Here is a 16,263-nt window from a genome sequence, read left to right on the forward strand (position 1 = left end):
GAGCGGGACCGGGGGCTGTCCGGCGGTCGGCCTAGACTGGGGGCGATGTCTCCCACCGCCCCCGCCGCCGACCCCGCAGCCGCCCCGCCGGTCCCCGTGCTGCACGCCCTGACGGTGCCGCTGTCCGCGCTGGGCGCGGACCCCGCAGCCGCCCCGGACCTGCGGGACCTGCTCGCCGGACCGGAGCTGCTCACCTGGACGGTGGACGGGCGCGGACTCGTGGCCTGGGGCCGGGCCGCCGAGCACACGGTGCGCGGCGCGGACCGGTTCACGGCGGCCCGCGTGTGGTGGGACGACCTGGTCGGCGCGGCCGTGATCGAGGACCGCGTGGGAGTGCCCGGGACCGGGCTGACCGCCTTCGGCGCGTTCACGTTCGCGACCGCCTCCGGCGTGGACTCCGGGCTCGTGGTCCCGGAGCTGCTCGTGGGCCGCCGGGGCGACGTCGCGTGGGCGACCCTCGTGGTGGCCGTGGCCCCCGGGACCCCCTTCGCGCTGGGCGCCGACGACGTCGCGGCCGCCTGGCTGCGCCGGATCGGCTCCGCCCCCGGGCGCCCGCCCGCCGCGAGCGGGCCGCCCGCGGCGCCGGCCGTGGTCCGGCTGTCCTCCGGGACCCTGGGCGAGCACGAGTGGACGGAGGCGGTGCGCGAGGGCGTCGAGCGCATCCGCTCCGGCCGGATGGAGAAGCTGGTCCTGGCCCGGGACGTCGTGGCGCGCACGGACGCCCCGCTCGATGCCGTGGCCGTGGTGCGGGACCTCGCCCGGCGCTACGAGCAGTGCTGGACGTACTGCGTGGGCCTCGGCGGGGACCCCGCGGGCGCGGGCCGACTCATGGGGGCCACCCCCGAGATGCTGGTGCGGGTCCTCGACGGCGTGGCCCACGCCCGGGTCCTCGCCGGCACCCTGGACCGGGACGCCGCGCCCCCGGACGAGGACCCGCACGAGTACGCCGCGCGGGTGCTCGGCGAGTCGGAGAAGCAGCAGCACGAGCACGGGTTCGCGATCGACTCCCTCGAGGCGTCGCTGGCCCCCTACACCGACGCCGTCACGACCTCCCCGGAGCCGTTCATCCTCGAGCTGCCCAACGTGTGGCACCTCGCCTCGGACGTCACCGCCGCGCTGCGCCCGGGCCCGGCCGGGGACCCGCCGTCCTCCCTCGAGCTCGCCGAGGCCCTGCACCCCACCGCCGCGGTGTGCGGGACGCCCACGGCGGTGGCCGCCGCCGCGATCCCGGAGCTGGAGCAGATGGACCGGGGACTCTACGCCGGCCCGGTCGGCTGGCTCGACGCGGCCGGCAACGGGGACTGGGGCATCGCCCTGCGCGGCGCGGTGCAGGAGGACGAGCGCACGGTGCGGCTCTACGCCGGGTGCGGCATCGTGGCCGCCTCCGACCCCGAGTCCGAGCTGGCCGAGACCTGGGCGAAGCTGCGGCCGATGCTCCAGGCCCTGGGGCAGCGGGCCGCCGGGGCCCCGGAGCGCCTCGTGCCCGCCCCGGGCCTGTCCGCCGGCTGAGCCGGAGCCGGGCTCGCACCGTATCCTGGTGCCCGAACACGCGCGGGGCCACCGCCCCGCAGGGCCGGGCCCGCGCCCGGCCCGTCCGCGCCGACGACCACTGCTCCCACCGGAGGAACCCCGCATGCCCCGTCCGACGACCCGCCCGTCCCGCGCGCACGCGCTGGCGGCGCTGTCCGCGATCGCCGCCCTCGCCCTGACCGCCTGCACGTCCGAGAGCCCCTCCGGGGAGGCCGCGGACGGCGGCGGGGAGACCGCGGGGGCCACCGCGTCCTCGGCCGTGGCCCTGGTGGAGCCCGGGTTCCTCACCGTGTGCTCGGAGTCCAACTACCCGCCGTTCGAGATGGAGGAGGGCGGCGAGATGGTCGGTCTCGACATGGACCTCGGCCGGGAGATCGCCGAGGACCTCGGCGTGGAGATGAAGAACGTCACGCTCGCCTTCGAGTCGATCCAGTCCGGCGCGGCCCTCGAGACCGACCAGTGCGACGTCGCGATCTCCGCCCTGTCCATCACCGAGGAGCGGCGGACGGTGATGGACTTCTCCGACCCCTACTACGACAACGAGGTCGGCCTCGTGACCGACGGGGAGGACGGGGTCGACTCCATCGACGCCGCCCGCGAGGAGCAGGTGCGGGTCGGGGTCATGCAGGGCACGGTCGGCGAGACCCAGGCCCGGGAGCTCGGCCTCAACGCCGTCCAGTTCGAGGACGCCACCACGCTGTTCACCGGGCTCAGCACCGGGAGCGTGGACGCGGTGCTCGACGACGTCACGGCGATCGCCCAGCACGCCCAGGACGACCCGGACTTCGTGGTGCAGGAGACCGCCGACCTCGACGACCAGCTCGGCGTGGCCGTGGCGAAGGGCGACGAGGCGATGCTCGGCGCGGTCGACGCCACCCTGGACCGCATCGAGGAGGACGGCACGCTCGAGAAGATCGTCGAGACGTGGATCCCCGTCCAGGAGAACTGACCCGGGGCCGGCGACCCGCACCCGGGACGCCGGCCCCGTCACCGTCCCACCCGTACCACCCAGAACGGACCAACCCATGGCCATGACCATGCACCAGAGAGCACGGCTCTCCCGCGGCGTCCAGTACGCCGTCCTGATCCTCGTCGTCCTCGCCCTCATCGCGGTCGCCGACTGGCCGCTGCTGGTCGAGAAGGTGTTCAACCCGGCCATCGCGGCCCAGCAGTTCCCCGGCATCATCGTGGTCGCGCTGAAGAACACGCTCATCTACACGCTCCTCGGCTTCGTGGTCGGCCTCACCGGCGGTGTGGTGCTCGCGCTCATGAAGCTTTCGTCCGTGGCGCCCTACCGGTGGCTGGCCACGATCTACATCGAGTTCTTCCGCGGCGTGCCCGCCCTGCTGGTCTTCCTCGCCTTCGGCTACGGCATCCCGCTGGCCTTCGGCTTCCGCTTCAACCACTACGTCACGGTGATGATCGCCCTGGGCCTCGTGGCCGCCGCATACATCGCGGAGTCCCTGCGGGCGGGTCTGCAGGCCGTGCCGAAGGGCCAGTACGAGGCCGCGCGCTCCCTGGGCATGTCCCACGCCCGGGCCATGGTCACGATCGTCATCCCACAGGCGCTGCGGATCGTGCTGCCCCCGCTGACCAACGAGGTGATCCTGCTGACCAAGGACTCGTCGCTGGTCTACCTGCTGGGCATGGGCGTGGGCCAGTACGAGCTCACCAAATACGGCCGCGAGGCCATCTCCGGTGCCGGGGCGGGGCTCACGCCGCTGGTGGTGGCGGGTGTCTGCTACCTCATCATCACGGTGCCCCTGGGCATCCTGACCCGCCGCTTCGAGTCCAAGACCGACCGCATGAAGAAGTCCTAGGAGCCTGACTGTGAGCACTGCATCCTCCCCCACTCCCCGGTCCGGGCCCGGCGGCGCCGACGGCCTCGCGGACGCGGCCTCCGTCGTCGTCGAGGGCCTGCACAAGTCCTACGGCTCCCTCGAGGTCCTCAAGGGCATCTCCCTCAGCGTCGGCGCCGGCCAGGTGGTCTGCCTCATCGGCCCCTCCGGCTCCGGCAAGTCCACGCTGCTGCGCTGCGTCAACCTGCTCGAGACCCCCCAGCAGGGGCGGATCACGATCGGCGACTTCGAGGTCACCGACCCCGAGGCCGACGTCGACCGGATGCGCCGGCACGTGGGCATGGTCTTCCAGCAGTTCAACCTCTTCCCGCACCTGAACGTGCTCGAGAACTGCACCGTGGCCCAGCTCAAGGTGCTCAAGCGGGACCGCGCCGAGGCCGAGCGGATCGCCCGCGGCAACCTGGAGCGCGTGGGCCTGGCCGAGAAGGCGGACAACTACCCCGACCAGCTCTCCGGCGGGCAGCAGCAGCGCGTGGCCATCGCCCGGGCCCTGTCGATGGACCCGTCCCTCATGCTCTTCGACGAGCCGACCTCCGCCCTCGACCCCGAGACGGTGGGCGACGTCCTGGCCATCATGCGCAACCTCGCCGCCGAGGGCATGACCATGCTCGTGGTCACCCACGAGATGGAGTTCGCCCGCGACGTCGCCGACAAGGTGGTGTTCATGGACGGCGGGGTGGTCGTCGAGGAGGGCCCCGCCGCCGAGGTGATCCGCCACCCCCGCGAGCCCCGCACCCAGGCGTTCCTCTCCCGCGTGCTCAACCCCACGCAGGTGCAGGCCCCGGAGCAGTGACCCGGCGCGGTCCGGGCCCGTCGTCTGCGGACGACGGGCCCGGACTCATATCCGCAACAGACCCGATCGAGGACATCAATACCTCCGACATGTGAATCACCCCCTGGTGGATCCCTGGGTCTTTGCCTCATATGACCCGGATCACAGCTCTGCCAGGCTGGACGCAGCCAGGGGACGCACCGCCGGTCTCCCCCGCTTCCTGCCTTGTCCACGCGCTGCCCAGAGAGGTCCCGGGGAACATGACCCAACCACACACCATCATCGCGGAGAACCCGCTGCTCGAGCAGAGGACCGCCCGCTTCGTGGCGTTCATCATCTGCCTCGCCCTGCTCTTCGACGGCTACGACCTCGTCATCTACGGCGTGGTCCTGCCGGGCCTGCTCGCCGACCCCACCCAGATCGGGACCCTGGAGCCGGCCGTCGCCGGCCTGGTGGGCTCCTACGCCCTCATCGGCGTGCTCATCGGCTCGCTCGTCTGCGGGGCCATCGGCGACTTCTTCGGCCGCCGCCGGCTGCTGATCACCGGTGTCGCCTGGTTCTCCGTGGGCATGTTCGTCACCGCGCTCACCACCAGCGTGCTGGCCTTCGGCGCGATGCGCTTCCTCACCGGCATCGGCCTCGGCCTCGTGATCGCCACCGCCGGCGCCACCATGGCCGAGTTCGCCCCCGCCGGCCGCCGCCAGTTCTACAACGGCATCGTCTACTCCGGCATCCCCGCCGGCGGCGTCTTCGCCGCCCTCGTGGGCATCGCCTTCCTCGCCGACCTGAGCTGGCGCGGGCTCTTCATGATCGGGGCCCTCCCCCTCCTCCTGCTCGTCCCGCTCATGCTGTGGAAGCTCCCCGAGTCCCCGCGCTGGCTGCTCACCCGCGGCGAGACCGAGCGGGCCGAGGCCGTCGCCCTCCGGACCGGCGTCCCGCTGATCGAGGAGCAGGTCATCCAGACGGTGGGGGCCGCACCGCGCAGGACCGGCTACGCGGCCGTGTTCTCCAGGCAGTTCGCCCTGGCCTCGATCCTGCTGGGCTTCATGTCCTTCTGCGGCCTGCTGCTCACCTACGGACTGAACACCTGGCTCGCCGTCATCATGAACGGCTACGGCCACAGCATCAGCCCGCTCTACTTCGTCCTCGTGCTCAACGGCTCCGCCCTGGTCGGCGGTCTGCTGGCCTCCCGCCTCGCGGACCGCACCGGCCCGCAGCGGATGATCGCCACGACCTTCGCGCTGGCCGCGATCGCCCTGGTCCTGATGACCTTCAGCTTCCCGCTGCCGCTGCTGTTCCTCTTCATCGCCGTGGCCGGCGTGGGCACCATCGGCACCCAGGTCCTGGTCTACGGGTTCCAGTCGAACTACTACACCACCAACGCCCGGGCCGCCGGCGTGGCGTTCTGCGCGAGCATGGGCCGGTTCGGCGGCATCTTCGGCCCGATCATCGGCGGCTGGCTCGCCGCGGCCGGCTTCGGCGGCCCCCAGGCGTTCTACGTCTTCGCCGGCGTGGCCCTGCTCGGTGCGCTGGTCACCCTCGTGGTGCCCCACCAGCGCGGGCTGGAGGAGGCCGAACACCGGGTGGAGGAGCTCGCCGGGCACCCGCAGGCGCCCGCCGAGCAGGAGGCGCCCACCGTGCGCGGCTGACCCCCGCGGCACCGCCTCCGGGCCCCGTCCCCCCTCGCCGGGGGGCGGGGCCCGCCCGCGTCCCCGGCCCCGGGGCGCCGGCCGGCGCAGGGCACCCGGCGCACCTCGAGACCCCTCAGCGGCCGGTGCGGCCTCCCGCACCGTTGTCCGGAGCCGTGTCCTGCGCGGTGTCCTGAGCCATGTCCTGCGCGGCGGCCTCCGCGGCGGCCCGGGCGACGGCGGCCCGGATCCGCGCGTGGAGGTCCCGCAGCCCGCGCCGGTCCACCACGACCTCCAGGACCGAGCGCCCCCGCACGGGCGCGGCGAGCGCCTGCTCGAGCTCGGCGACGCCGGCCGCACGCCGGTGGGCCACGCCGTAGCCGGCGCACAGCGCGTCGAGCCGGGCCTCGTGCGGGGTGCCGAAGAACCGCTCCACGACCGCCCGGTACTCCTCCTGCTCCCCCAGCACGCCGTGCTCCAGGGTCGTGAAGATCCCCCCGCCGCCGTCGTTGAGGACCACGAGCTGGAGGTCGGGCTCGCGCTCGCCCGGGCCCAGCAGCAGGGACGAGACGTCGTGCAGGAACGTCAGGTCGCCCAGGAGGGCGCGGACCGGCCGGTCCCCGCCGAGCGCCGCGCCGGCGGCCGTGGCCACCGTCCCGTCGATCCCGGCGAGCCCCCTGTTGGCGAGCACGAGCGGGGAGGCCGGGCCGGGCCGGGCGGCCAGGTCGAGGTCGCGCACGGGGTTGGAGGAGCCCGCCAGCAGCACGGCCCCGTCCCGCCGGCAGGCCTCCCACACCGCGGCGGCCACGGCCGGGCCCGTGGCCCGGCCCGGCGGCTCGGCGGCGAGCAGCCCGGCGACGGCGCCGTCCGCGGCGGCGCCCGCCTCCCGCCAGGCCTGCGCCCAGCCGGGGGCGCCGCGGCCGGTGAAGGCGGCCGCCTCGGCCCAGCTCGTGAGCACCCGCTCACGGCGCCGCCCGGGCTCGTACCAGGCCACGGGTGCCGGCCGCACGGCTGCGGTGGCGACGCCCTCCCGGGCGAGCAGGGCCCCGACCGGGCGGGAGAGCGTGGGCCGGCCCACGAGCAGGACCCGCTCGATCCGCCGGCCCAGCGGGGAGTCCAGCAGCAGCCGGTAGGCCCCCACGGCGTGCGGGCCGCTCCGCGCGTTCGAGGAGGGCTCCGCGAGCAGCGGCAGCCCGCACGCCTCGGCGAAGCGTGCCGCGTCCGGTCCGGCGCCGTCCCCGGCGACGACGACGGAGCGCGCCGTCCCGGCGTCCGGCGGCGGGACCGCGACCGGGCCGGCCGCCACCGCGGCCGGCCCCGGGTCCGGCCGTGCCCCCGTCCGGGCGGCCAGCAGCCGGGCCCGGGCCGCGAGCACCGGGCCGTCCTCCGGCGCGGGGTGCAGCGGCTCGCGCAGGGCCACGTTGAGGTGGACCGGTCCCGCCGGCCGGGGCCCCTGCGGTCCACGGCCGGCCAGGGCGGCGAGGACCTCCTCGAGCCGGGCGGGCACGTCGTCGTCCGGGAGGAGGTCCACGGCGGCGCGCACGTGGTCGCCGAAGATTCCCGGCTGGCGGGTGGTCTGGTTGGCGCCGGTGCCCCGCAGCTCCGGCGGGCGGTCGGCGGAGAGCACCACGAGGGGCACCTCGGCGTGGTCGGCCTCCAGCACCGCGGGGAGCAGGTTGCCCACGGCCGTGCCCGAGGTGGTGAGCACCCCGGCCGGCCGGCCGGTGGCCCGTGCGATGCCGAGGGCGGTGAACGCCGCGCTCCGCTCGTCCACCCGCACGTGGACCTCGAGGGCCCCGGCGGCCTGGGCGGCCGCCGCGGCGTAGGCCAGCGGCGCGGACCGGGAGCCGGGGGCTACGACGAGGTGCCGCATCCCGGCGGCGACGAGCTCCTCCAGGACGGTGCGGGCGGTGTCGAGAGAGGGTGTGGTCACAGGAGACCAGGGTAGTCCGGGAACGCAGCGGTCCCCGGCCCGCCGCGGGGCGGGCCGGGGACCGGTGGGCTCCGGACGCCTCAGGAGGCGGGGCTCAGTAGGAGCGGGACGCGGTCCTCGCGGCCGCCTTCGTCTCCGCGGTGGCCTTGCCCTTGTAGCCGCGGTAGCGGGGCCCGCGCTCGCCGTTCTTGCGCCGCTTGTGCTGGTTGCGGCCGTGGCCCGGCCGGTCGTGGATCGCACCGGGGAACTCGGTCTCCCCGGCCCGGTCCACGGCGAAGACCTGGGCCACGGACGGCCGCGGCAGCGACCACTCGCCCTCACCCTGGCGGGTCTCCACCACGTAGTCCGGGAAGTAGGAGCGGGGCTCCTCGAAGGAGCCGTCCTCGCCCGGGTGCTGCACGGCCACGTAGACCATGCGCTCGCGGTCGTGGATCACGGGCCCGCAGGTCTCGGCGTCCTGCGGCACGGCGAGGAACTGCTCGACGTTGCCGCGCTCGCGCCCGGACAGTCCCACCTTGAACAGTCCGTCGTTGTAGCCGATGGTCCCCGGGGCGCCGTCCGTGGAGATCCACAGGTTGCCCTCCGAGTCGAAGGCCAGGTTGTCCGGGCAGGAGATCGGGGAGACCTTCTCCACCGGGTAGCCGGAGAAGTAGGTGGAGGCGTTCTTCGCCGGGTCCCCGGCGACGAGGAGGATGTTCCAGCCGAACTCGGTGGCGTCGGCACGGTGGTGACGCTCCGTGATCTCGATGACGTGCCCGTCGCGGTTCTGGGTGCGCGGGTTGGCCTCGTCCGGGCTGGCCTTGCCCGGGGTGCCGCGGTCGGTGTTGTTGGTCAGCGCCACGTAGACCTTGCCGGTGTGCGGGGAGGGCTCGACGTCCTCGGGGCGGTCCATCTTGGTGGCGCCGACCTGGTCCGCTGCCAGGCGGGTGAACACCAGGACCTCCTCCACGGACATGCCGGCCACGGCCGACTCCCCGTCCACCACCAGGGGCAGCCACTCGCCGGAGCCGTCGAACGCGCCGTCGGAGGGCAGCCGGCCGGAGCCGTCGATCTCGGCCGCGGTGTCCCCGGTGAACTTCGCGACGTACAGGTTGCCCTCGGAGAGCAGCGTCATGTTGTGGGCGCGGTCGCCCTCGACGTACTTCTGGGCGGAGACGAACTTGTAGAGGTAGTCGAAGCGCTCGTCGTCGCCGGAGTAGGCCACCACGGTGCCGTCCTCGGCCACGCGCACGTTGGCGCCCTCGTGCTTGAAGCGGCCCAGTGCGGTGTGCTTGACCGGGGTCGAGGCGGGGTCCTGGGGGTCGAGCTCCACGACCCAGCCGAACCGGTTCGGCTCGTTCTCGTAGCCCGGCAGGGTCGAGTCGAAGCGGGGGTCCACCTCGTGCCAGCGCCGGCTCGGGGCCTCGGCGGCGATCCCGTAGCGCTTCTGCTCGGCGGAGCCGTTGCCCTTGAAGTACTGGTTGAAGTTCTCCTCGCCGGACAGGACGGTGCCCCACGGGGTGGTGCCGCCGGCGCAGTTGTTCTGCGTGCCGAGGACCACGGTGCCGGTCGGGTCGTCCTGCGTCCTCAGCAGCGCGGAGCCGGCGGCCGGGCCGTCCACGGCGAAGGGCGTGCTCAGGGTGATGCGCCGGTTGCGGGCTCCGCCGCGGACGTAGGTCCAGGGCCGGCCGGGGCCGGTGCGGGCGATCTCCACGACGGACATGCCGTGGGCGGCCATGGCCACCCGGGCCACCCGCTGGAGGTCGTCCTGCTGCTCGGCGGGGAACATGAGGTTCTCGTTGGTGTACTCGTGGTTGTTCACGAGCACTCCGCTGCGCCCGCCGCGGTCCTGGAGGATGTCCAGGTAGTCGCTGTTGTAGCCGAACTGGGCCGCCTGGGACTCCGGGGTCTGCCGGAGGGGGTCGAACTCCGGGGAGTCCTCGAACAGGGGGTCGCCCCAGCGGATGATCGGGGACCAGTCGAAGCCCTCGGGGACCGTGAGGTCGTCCACGGTGTTCGGCACGGGGGCGATGGGCGCGAAGGACAGCCCGGAGCGTCCGCGGCCGTGGGCCTGGGCGGCCTCCGGGGTGGCGCCGACGACGCCGACGGTCACGGCCGCCGCGGCGCCCAGGCCCAGGGCGGAGCGGCGGGACAGCGCCGCGCTCGCGATGTCGCGGAAGTAGCCGTTGCCGGAGGTGTTGCACTCCGGTCCGGCGCAGGCGCTGCCGCACTTGAGCTGGCACGTGACGGGGCTGCGCTTGCCGCGCGTGTGGCCGAGCAGGGGCAGGACGGTGCGCTTGGCGGTGTCGGTCATGGCTCTCCCAGGGGACGGGGCCCGCGGCGGACCGCGGTCGGGGAACGGGTGCTCCGCCACTGCACCACCGCCCGGTGAGGCCCCGGGGGCGGCCGTGCGAACCGCAGGTGAACGGGCAGTGACCGGCCGGGGACCCATCCGCCCCTGATCAGCGGGTCCGTCCCGGGCCGAGTTCACTCAAAGAAACAATGCGCCGGCGGATTCCGCGGCCGTCCCGGTTCTGGGATGCTCGAGGCGTCAGGCCGTCCCATCCGTTCAGCGCCCCGGACCGTGACCGGGAACGTCCGGAAGACCCCCCTCCTTCTGCTCGATCCGCCCACGGGCCGTGCCGCCGCGGCGGCGGAGCCGGCCGGGACACCGGCGGAGGAGGCGCGCGATGCACACCGAACCAGAGGGGGGACTGCTGTCCCCGCGGGAGCACGGGGGGAACGTTCCGCACGAGCACGGCGCGCACGGGTACCGGCGTGCGGCCGTGGACTGCCTGAGCATCCACCGCGCGTGGGACCTCCACCCGGGGGACTGCCTGCACGGACGGATCATCGCCTCCGTCCGCGGGGTGGTGGGGCTCGCCTGCAGCCCCGTGGCGGTCTTCTCCTTCACGGGCGACGACCCCGAGCACACGGCCCAGACCCGGATCGGCGCCGCCCACCCCGACATGGAGCTCGGCTGCGACGACGTGTGGCGCGCCGCTCGGGCCTGGGTCCGGGGCCACGGGCTGCACGAGGGCGAGCCGGTGGACCTGGACCGGCTCCGGGCCGAGGTCCTGGGGGTCGCGGCTCAGGGGTGAGGCGCGACCCCGGCCAGGGCGTGCATGCGGCGCAGCCGCTCCAGCCACCACCGGCGCCGGTCGGCGGGCACGGCGTGGCGCGCCAGCAGCTCGGGGTCCGGGACCGCGTCCCGCAGCTCGAGCATCCCGCCCACCGGCCGCAGCGGCTCCCGCAGGACGTCCGCCCGCATGAGGGACACCGTCCCGAGCCCGCAGGCGTACGGGAGCTCGGGCAGGGCGGCGGCGAGCGCGAGACCCGCCCGGATGCCCACGGAGGTGTCCAGGGCGGAGCTGACCACCGCCGGCAGGCCGGCCTGGGCGACCACGTCCAGGGCGCGGCGCACCCCGCCCAGCGGGGCCGCCTTGACCACGAGCAGGTCGGCGGCGCCCGCCCGGGCCACCGCCAGGGGGTCGTCCTCCTTGCGCACGGACTCGTCCGCGGCCACCAGCACCGCCACGCCCCGGTCGGCGAGGCCCTCCCGGACGGCGGCGAGGCCCTCGATCGTGGGCACGGGCTGCTCCGCGTACGCGAGCCCGTGCCGCCCGAGCCGTTCCAGGGCCGCGAGGGCCGTGGGCACGTCCCACCCGCCGTTGGCGTCCACCCGCAGCTCGGCCTCCGGCAGCAGGGCCCGCACGGCCGCGACCCGGGCGTCGTCGTCCCCCGGCCCCTGGCCGCGCTCGGCGACCTTGATCTTCACGGCACGCACCCCGCCCCCAAAACCGGCGAGGACCTCCCGGACCCGGGCCGCCGGCACGGCGGGCACGGTCGCGTTGACGGGGATGCGCGTGCGCCGGGGCGCCGGGAAGCCGTGCCACGCGGCGTCGACCGCGGCGCGGAGCCAGGCGCCCGCCTCGGCGTCCCCGTACTCGGGGAACGGGCCGAACTCCCCCCACCCCGCCGGGCCGCGCAGGAGCACCGACTCGCGCACGTCGACGCCGCGGAAGCGCACCCGCATCGGCAGGGCGACGACGTGCGCGTGCGCGAGCAGGTCGTCGAGCGGGGGCAGGACCACGGCGGGGAGCATGCTCCCCAGCCTAGGCGGCGCCTCTCAGCCCGCTCCGATCCGTGCGTGGAATGATGAGGGCTCCGCGGGTGCCCGCACGGCCGCGGCCGTGCCCGCGCCCCGACGATCCGCACCACCGCCCAGGAGCTCGATGACCACGATCGCCCGCCGCCCCGCACCCACCGTCCTGCAGGTCCTGGGCCACCTGCTCGGCGCCGCCGCCCTGTGGGCGTCGGCCGCGCTGGTCGGGGTCGTGGCCCTCACCACCGCGACCGGGCAGTGGCTCGACGAGCTGGCCCTGCGCCAGGCGAGCGGCGCCTTCCCCGACCTCTCCGACCGCGCCGCCCAGCTGCTCGACTCGGTCCCGTGGGTGGTGGGCGCCGTCTCCGCCCTGTGCCTCGCGGTCCTGGCCGTGCGCTCCCGGCGCCTCGCCCCGGCGGTGGTCGGGGCGGCGGTGGTCGTGCTCTCCAACCTCACGGTCCAGCTGCTCAAGCGGGTGCTGCTGGAGAAGCCGGACCTCGGGATCCAGGAGGTCGCCGTCAACTCCTTCCCGTCCGGGCACACGGCCGCCGCGGCCGCCGCCGTGGCGGTGGTGCTGCTCGCGGCCCCCGCCCCCTCCCGGCCGGTGGTCGGGCTGCTGGGGGCGGCCGCCACAACCGCGACCGGGGTGGCCACGCTGCTGAACGGCTGGCACCGGCCCTCGGACGTCGTGGCGTCCCTGCTGGTCGTGGCGGGCTGGGCCGCCCTGGGCGGGCTCGTGCTGCGCCTGACCGGGCCCGTGGAGCGACCCGCGCCCGGCGGGGGCCTGACCGCCCTGCTGGCCGCCTCCGGCGCGGGGGCCCTGCTGGTCGGCCTGCTGCCGCTGTGGGCGGCCCTGCGCGTGCCGGGCGGGGGCTGGGCTGCGGTCGCGGCGTGCGCGGCGATCCTCGGGGTCAGTCTCCTGGCGGCAGCGGCGCTGACAGCGCTGCAAGCTCCTCGGTCGCGGCGTCCTCGGCCCTGATCCGCTCGAGCCGGTCCAGGAGGATCCGCGCCGCCCCCGGGTTGTAGGGCAGGCGGAACATCGAGGCCGTCACGGGCCGCATGCCGTCCGGCTGCGCCGCGGCGGCCTCGCTCGCGTCCACCCGCTCGATCGCGGTGCGCATGAGCCGGGCCTGCTGGAGCACGAAGCCGCGCTCCACCGGGTTGCCGTGGCCGGGGACGAAGACCTGGTACCGGTCGAGGGCGGCCAGGCTCTCGAGGGCCGTGGCCCAGCCCCGCGGGTAGGAGTCGTCGAAGCTGGGGTCGGCGCCCTGCTCCACGAGGTCCCCGGTGAACACGACGTCGTCGACGCCCACGCAGAGGTCGTTGTCGGTGTGGCCCGGGCCGAAGGAGAAGAGCACCGCCGCCCGCTCCCCCAGGTCCACCCGGGTCAGGGCGGGGCGCCGGCCCGTGCCCGGCAGGTGCCGGTTGGGCACGACGAGACGGGTGTCCGGCCCCTCGGCGGCGGCCATCTCGGGCTCGTGGGTGCCCACGAAGGAGCGCTGGAAGTCGCCGTGCGCCTGGATCGCCGCCGCGCAGCCGCGGTGCGCCCAGAAGTCCTCGGCCCCGGCGCGCTGGAACACGGCGTTGCCCAGGAAGTGGTCGTAGTGGGCGTGGGTGTTCACCACCGTCAGCGGCAGGCCCGTGAGCGAGCGGACGGCCTCGAGGATCTCGCGGGCCTGGCGCGGGCCCGCGCCCGTGTCGATCACGAGGGCGCGACGGGACCCGAGCACGACCCCGGAGTTCAGCCTCCAGTTGTCCGTGCTCACGGCGAAGACGCCGTCGCGGATTTCGTTGATGCGCGCCACCCGACCAGGGTACCGACCGCCGCTGGCTATCCTGGCAACCATGACCGCTCCGTCCTCGGGCCGTGCGGCCGGAGGCGCCGGCCGCTATGCTCCGTCCCCCTCGGGGGACCTCCACCTCGGCAACCTCCGCACGGCGCTGCTCGCGTGGGCCCTCGCGCGCTCCACGGGCCGGGGCTTCGTCCTGCGCGTCGAGGACATCGACCGGGTGCGGCCGGGGGCGGCCGAGCGGCAGCTCGCGGACCTCGCCCGGCTGGGCCTCGACTGGGACGGCCCGCCGCTGCTGCAGTCCTCGCGGGAGGCCGAGCACCGGGCCGTGGTGGAGCGTCTCACCGCGGCGGGGCGCACCTACGAGTGCTACTGCACGCGCCGGGAGGTGCAGGCGGCCGCGAGCGCGCCGCACGGGGCCCCGGGCGCCTATCCGGGCACGTGCCGGGACCTCGGCGACGCCGAGCGGGCGCGGCGCCGCCGGGAGCGGCCCCCGGCGGTGCGGCTGCGCGCGGACGTGCGCTCCCGCACGGTCGTGGACCGCTGGGCCGGGGCGTTCACGGGGCTCGTCGACGACTTCGTGCTGCTGCGCAACGACGGCCGCCCCGCCTACAACCTCGCGGTGGTCCTCGACGACGCCCACCAGGGCGTGGACCAGGTGGTCCGGGGCGACGACCTGCTGCCCTCGACCCCCCGGCAGGCGTACCTGGCCTCGGTGCTCGGTCTGGACGAGCCGGAGTGGGTGCACGTGCCGCTCGTGCTCAACGCGCACGGGCAGCGCCTCGCCAAGCGGGACGGCGCCGTGACCCTCGCCGAGCTCGCCGCGGCGGGGCACGGCGCCGAGGAGGTGCTGGGCTGGATGGCCGCGTCGCTGGGCCTCCCCGGCCCGGTCCGGTCGGCGCAGGACGTCCTCGCCGTGTTCGACGAGGACGTCCTGCCCCGGGCGCCCTGGGTAGTGGACCCCGCCCGGTGGGCCGCTCAGGCGCGCGAGGACGCGGAGGTGCCGGCCTCCTCCGGGGCGTGCGGGTCCTCGGGCTCGGCCAGGAACCGCTCGTAGGCGGGGGTGGTCAGGAACGCGGGGTAGTCGTCGCCCAGGGCCACCTCCTCGAAGATGGCGCGGGCGTCGTCGAAGCGGTCGCCGTCGGCGCGCTCGATCCTCGCGAACTCCTCCTCCAGCAGCTCCTGCACCCAGTCCCGGGTGATCTCCTCGCCCTCGTCCGTGATGGCGCGGGTGTTCACCCACTGCCAGATCTGGGAGCGGGAGATCTCCGCGGTCGCGGCGTCCTCCATCAGGTTGTGGATGCCCACGGCGCCGTTGCCGCGCAGCCACGCCTCGATGTAGCGGATCCCCACCTCCACGTTGTTGCGGATCCCCACCTCGGTGATCCTCCCCTCGGCCGAGGCGATGTCGATGAGCGCCTTGTCGTCGGGCACCACGTCCTCGCGGAGCCGGTCCAGCTGGTTCGGGCGGTCGCCGAGCACCGCGTCGAAGACCTCGCGGCACACGGGGACCAGGTCAGGGTGGGCCACCCAGGACCCGTCGAACCCGTCCTCGGCCTCGCGGGTCTTGTCGGCCTGCACCTTCTCGATCGCGGTGCGGTTGACCTCCTCGTCCCGGCGGGAGGGGATGAACGCGGCCATCCCGCCGATGGCCATCGCCCCGCGGCGGTGGCAGGCCCGCACGAGCTGCTCGGTGTAGGCCCGCATGAACGGCTGCGTCATGGTCACCGCGTTGCGGTCCGGGAGGATGAAGCGGGGCCCGCGGGTCCGGAAGTTCTTGATGATGGAGAAGATGTAGTCCCAGCGGCCGGCGTTGAGCCCCGCGGCGTGCTCCCCGAGCTCGTGGAGGATCTCCTCCATCTCGAAGGCCGCGGTGATCGTCTCGATCAGCACGGTGGCGCGGATGGTGCCGCGGTCCGTCCCCAGCATGGACTCCGCCCGGCTGAAGATGTCGTGCCACAGCCGCGCCTCCTGGTGGGACTCGGTCTTGGGCAGGTAGAAGTAGGGGCCCAGGCCGAGCTTCTTGAGCCGGCGCGCGTTGTGGAAGAAGTACAGGCCGAAGTCCACGATGGCGCCCGCGATGGGCTCGTCCCGCACGGACAGGTGCCTCTCCTCGAAGTGCCACCCGCGGGGCCGCACCACGATGGTCGGGTTGGCCCGGGCGTCCCTGTTCTTCAGCGCGTACTTCTTGCCGTCCGGGTTGGTGAACTCGATGGTCCCCTCGAGCGCGTCGATGAGGTTGAGCTGGTTGGTGACCACGTTCGTCCAGTGCGGGGTGTTGGCGTCCTCCATGTCCGCGAGCCACACCTTCGCCCCGGAGTTGAGGGCGTTGATGGTCATCTTCCGCTCGGTGGGACCGGTGATCTCCACGCGGCGGTCCTCGAGCCCGGGCGGGGGCGGGGGCACGCGCCAGGAGTCGTCCTCGCGGATCCTCCGCGTCTCGGGCAGGAACGTGGGGTCGGTGCCGCGGGCGATCGCCTTGCGCCGCTCCTCGCGGGCGGCCAGCAGCTCGCGCCGGCGGGGCTCGAACTCGCGGTGCAGCGCCGCGAGGAAGCCGAGCGCGTCGGGGGTGAGCACACTGTTCTGCCGGGGCACGTGGTGACCGGTGAGGGTCACGCCGTTGATCGTCACGGGGTTGCTGGTCATGGTCATCATGGCTGGGTCCTC

At 74.8% G+C, this 16,263-nt stretch carries 13 protein-coding genes; 8 read left to right on the plus strand and 5 right to left on the minus strand.

The window, feature by feature from the left end:
- Nucleotides 1–45: 45 nt before the first annotated feature.
- The 5 genes from ACP7CD_RS03420 to ACP7CD_RS03440 all read left to right on the plus strand — a co-directional run bounded on the left by ACP7CD_RS03420 (nt 46) and on the right by ACP7CD_RS03440 (nt 5,810).
- The gene (locus tag ACP7CD_RS03420; RefSeq protein ID WP_426118846.1) at nt 46–1,509 is read left to right on the plus strand and encodes an isochorismate synthase; all 1,464 of its coding nucleotides are present in this window, start codon (nt 46–48) and stop codon (nt 1,507–1,509) included.
- Nucleotides 1,510–1,633: 124 nt separating this feature from the next.
- Nucleotides 1,634–2,479, plus strand: a complete 846-nt coding sequence (locus tag ACP7CD_RS03425) for an ABC transporter substrate-binding protein (RefSeq protein WP_017832449.1) — start codon at nt 1,634–1,636, stop codon at nt 2,477–2,479.
- 76 nt (nt 2,480–2,555) lie between these two features.
- Entirely contained in the window at nt 2,556–3,350 is a 795-nt protein-coding gene (locus tag ACP7CD_RS03430; RefSeq protein WP_035924981.1) for an amino acid ABC transporter permease, read from the plus strand.
- Between the two features lie 10 nt (nt 3,351–3,360).
- On the plus strand, nt 3,361–4,182 hold the full coding sequence (locus ACP7CD_RS03435) for an amino acid ABC transporter ATP-binding protein (RefSeq protein WP_017832451.1): 822 nt from the start codon (nt 3,361–3,363) through the stop codon (nt 4,180–4,182).
- Nucleotides 4,183–4,421: 239 nt separating this feature from the next.
- Nucleotides 4,422–5,810 carry an MFS transporter gene (locus tag ACP7CD_RS03440; protein ID WP_017832452.1) on the plus strand — a complete coding sequence of 463 codons (1,389 nt, stop codon included), beginning with the start codon at nt 4,422–4,424 and terminating at the stop codon, nt 5,808–5,810.
- 115 nt (nt 5,811–5,925) lie between these two features.
- Here the strand turns inward: ACP7CD_RS03440 and menD are convergent, their stop codons facing one another.
- Together menD and ACP7CD_RS03450 are read right to left on the minus strand one after the other, a co-directional pair.
- A complete protein-coding gene (gene menD / locus ACP7CD_RS03445) occupies nt 5,926–7,722 on the minus strand; it encodes a 2-succinyl-5-enolpyruvyl-6-hydroxy-3-cyclohexene-1-carboxylic-acid synthase (protein ID WP_290467855.1) in 1,797 nt (598 codons plus the stop codon).
- 94 nt (nt 7,723–7,816) lie between these two features.
- Nucleotides 7,817–10,015 carry a PhoX family protein gene (locus ACP7CD_RS03450; RefSeq protein WP_426118850.1) on the minus strand — a complete coding sequence of 733 codons (2,199 nt, stop codon included), beginning with the start codon at nt 10,013–10,015 and terminating at the stop codon, nt 7,817–7,819.
- Nucleotides 10,016–10,391: 376 nt separating this feature from the next.
- Between ACP7CD_RS03450 and ACP7CD_RS03455 the strand changes: the two genes are divergently transcribed.
- Nucleotides 10,392–10,802 (plus strand): hypothetical protein, encoded by a 411-nt coding sequence (locus ACP7CD_RS03455; protein WP_035924992.1) that lies wholly within the window; start codon nt 10,392–10,394, stop codon nt 10,800–10,802.
- On the opposite strand, the gene ACP7CD_RS03460 is transcribed toward ACP7CD_RS03455, so the two are convergent.
- The gene (locus tag ACP7CD_RS03460; RefSeq protein ID WP_426118852.1) at nt 10,793–11,806 is read right to left on the minus strand and encodes an o-succinylbenzoate synthase; all 1,014 of its coding nucleotides are present in this window, start codon (nt 11,804–11,806) and stop codon (nt 10,793–10,795) included. The two genes, ACP7CD_RS03455 and ACP7CD_RS03460, sit on opposite strands and share 10 nt — an antisense overlap.
- Nucleotides 11,807–11,936: 130 nt before the next feature.
- Here ACP7CD_RS03460 and ACP7CD_RS03465 point away from each other — a divergent pair, with 130 nt between their 5' ends.
- Nucleotides 11,937–12,785, plus strand: coding sequence for a phosphatase PAP2 family protein (locus ACP7CD_RS03465; RefSeq protein ID WP_095651834.1), 849 nt, complete (start codon nt 11,937–11,939; stop codon nt 12,783–12,785).
- Here the strand turns inward: ACP7CD_RS03465 and ACP7CD_RS03470 are convergent.
- Nucleotides 12,718–13,611: an MBL fold metallo-hydrolase gene (locus ACP7CD_RS03470; protein ID WP_017832458.1), complete on the minus strand. Its 894-nt coding sequence runs from the start codon at nt 13,609–13,611 to the stop codon at nt 12,718–12,720. The genes ACP7CD_RS03465 and ACP7CD_RS03470 overlap by 68 nt on opposite strands.
- A gap of 40 nt (nt 13,612–13,651) precedes the next feature.
- Here ACP7CD_RS03470 and gluQRS point away from each other — a divergent pair, with 40 nt between their 5' ends.
- Nucleotides 13,652–14,653 carry a tRNA glutamyl-Q(34) synthetase GluQRS gene (gluQRS, locus tag ACP7CD_RS03475; protein WP_017832459.1) on the plus strand — a complete coding sequence of 334 codons (1,002 nt, stop codon included), beginning with the start codon at nt 13,652–13,654 and terminating at the stop codon, nt 14,651–14,653.
- On the opposite strand, the gene aceB is transcribed toward gluQRS, so the two are convergent.
- Nucleotides 14,575–16,248: a malate synthase A gene (gene aceB, locus ACP7CD_RS03480; RefSeq protein ID WP_052132819.1), complete on the minus strand. Its 1,674-nt coding sequence runs from the start codon at nt 16,246–16,248 to the stop codon at nt 14,575–14,577. The two genes, gluQRS and aceB, sit on opposite strands and share 79 nt — an antisense overlap.
- Between the last annotated feature and the right edge of the window lie 15 nt (nt 16,249–16,263).

Source organism: Kocuria sp. LHG3120 (assembly GCF_049897445.1).
In the GTDB taxonomy this organism is placed as follows: Bacteria; Actinomycetota; Actinomycetes; order Actinomycetales; family Micrococcaceae; genus Kocuria; species Kocuria rosea.

Excerpts from the sequence above, each read along its gene's own strand:
- ACP7CD_RS03420 (WP_426118846.1), top strand. The coding sequence starts at position 46 with ATGTCTCCCACCGCCCCCGCCGCCGACCCCGCAGCCGCCCCGCCGGTC.
- ACP7CD_RS03425 (WP_017832449.1), top strand. The coding sequence starts at position 1,634 with ATGCCCCGTCCGACGACCCGCCCGTCCCGCGCGCACGCGCTGGCGGCG.
- ACP7CD_RS03430 (WP_035924981.1), top strand. The coding sequence starts at position 2,556 with ATGGCCATGACCATGCACCAGAGAGCACGGCTCTCCCGCGGCGTCCAG.
- ACP7CD_RS03440 (WP_017832452.1), top strand. The coding sequence starts at position 4,422 with ATGACCCAACCACACACCATCATCGCGGAGAACCCGCTGCTCGAGCAG.
- ACP7CD_RS03450 (WP_426118850.1), bottom strand. The coding sequence starts at position 10,015 with ATGACCGACACCGCCAAGCGCACCGTCCTGCCCCTGCTCGGCCACACG.
- ACP7CD_RS03455 (WP_035924992.1), top strand. The coding sequence starts at position 10,392 with ATGCACACCGAACCAGAGGGGGGACTGCTGTCCCCGCGGGAGCACGGG.
- ACP7CD_RS03460 (WP_426118852.1), bottom strand. The coding sequence starts at position 11,806 with ATGCTCCCCGCCGTGGTCCTGCCCCCGCTCGACGACCTGCTCGCGCAC.
- ACP7CD_RS03465 (WP_095651834.1), top strand. The coding sequence starts at position 11,937 with ATGACCACGATCGCCCGCCGCCCCGCACCCACCGTCCTGCAGGTCCTG.
- gluQRS (WP_017832459.1), top strand. The coding sequence starts at position 13,652 with ATGACCGCTCCGTCCTCGGGCCGTGCGGCCGGAGGCGCCGGCCGCTAT.
- aceB (WP_052132819.1), bottom strand. The coding sequence starts at position 16,248 with ATGACCATGACCAGCAACCCCGTGACGATCAACGGCGTGACCCTCACC.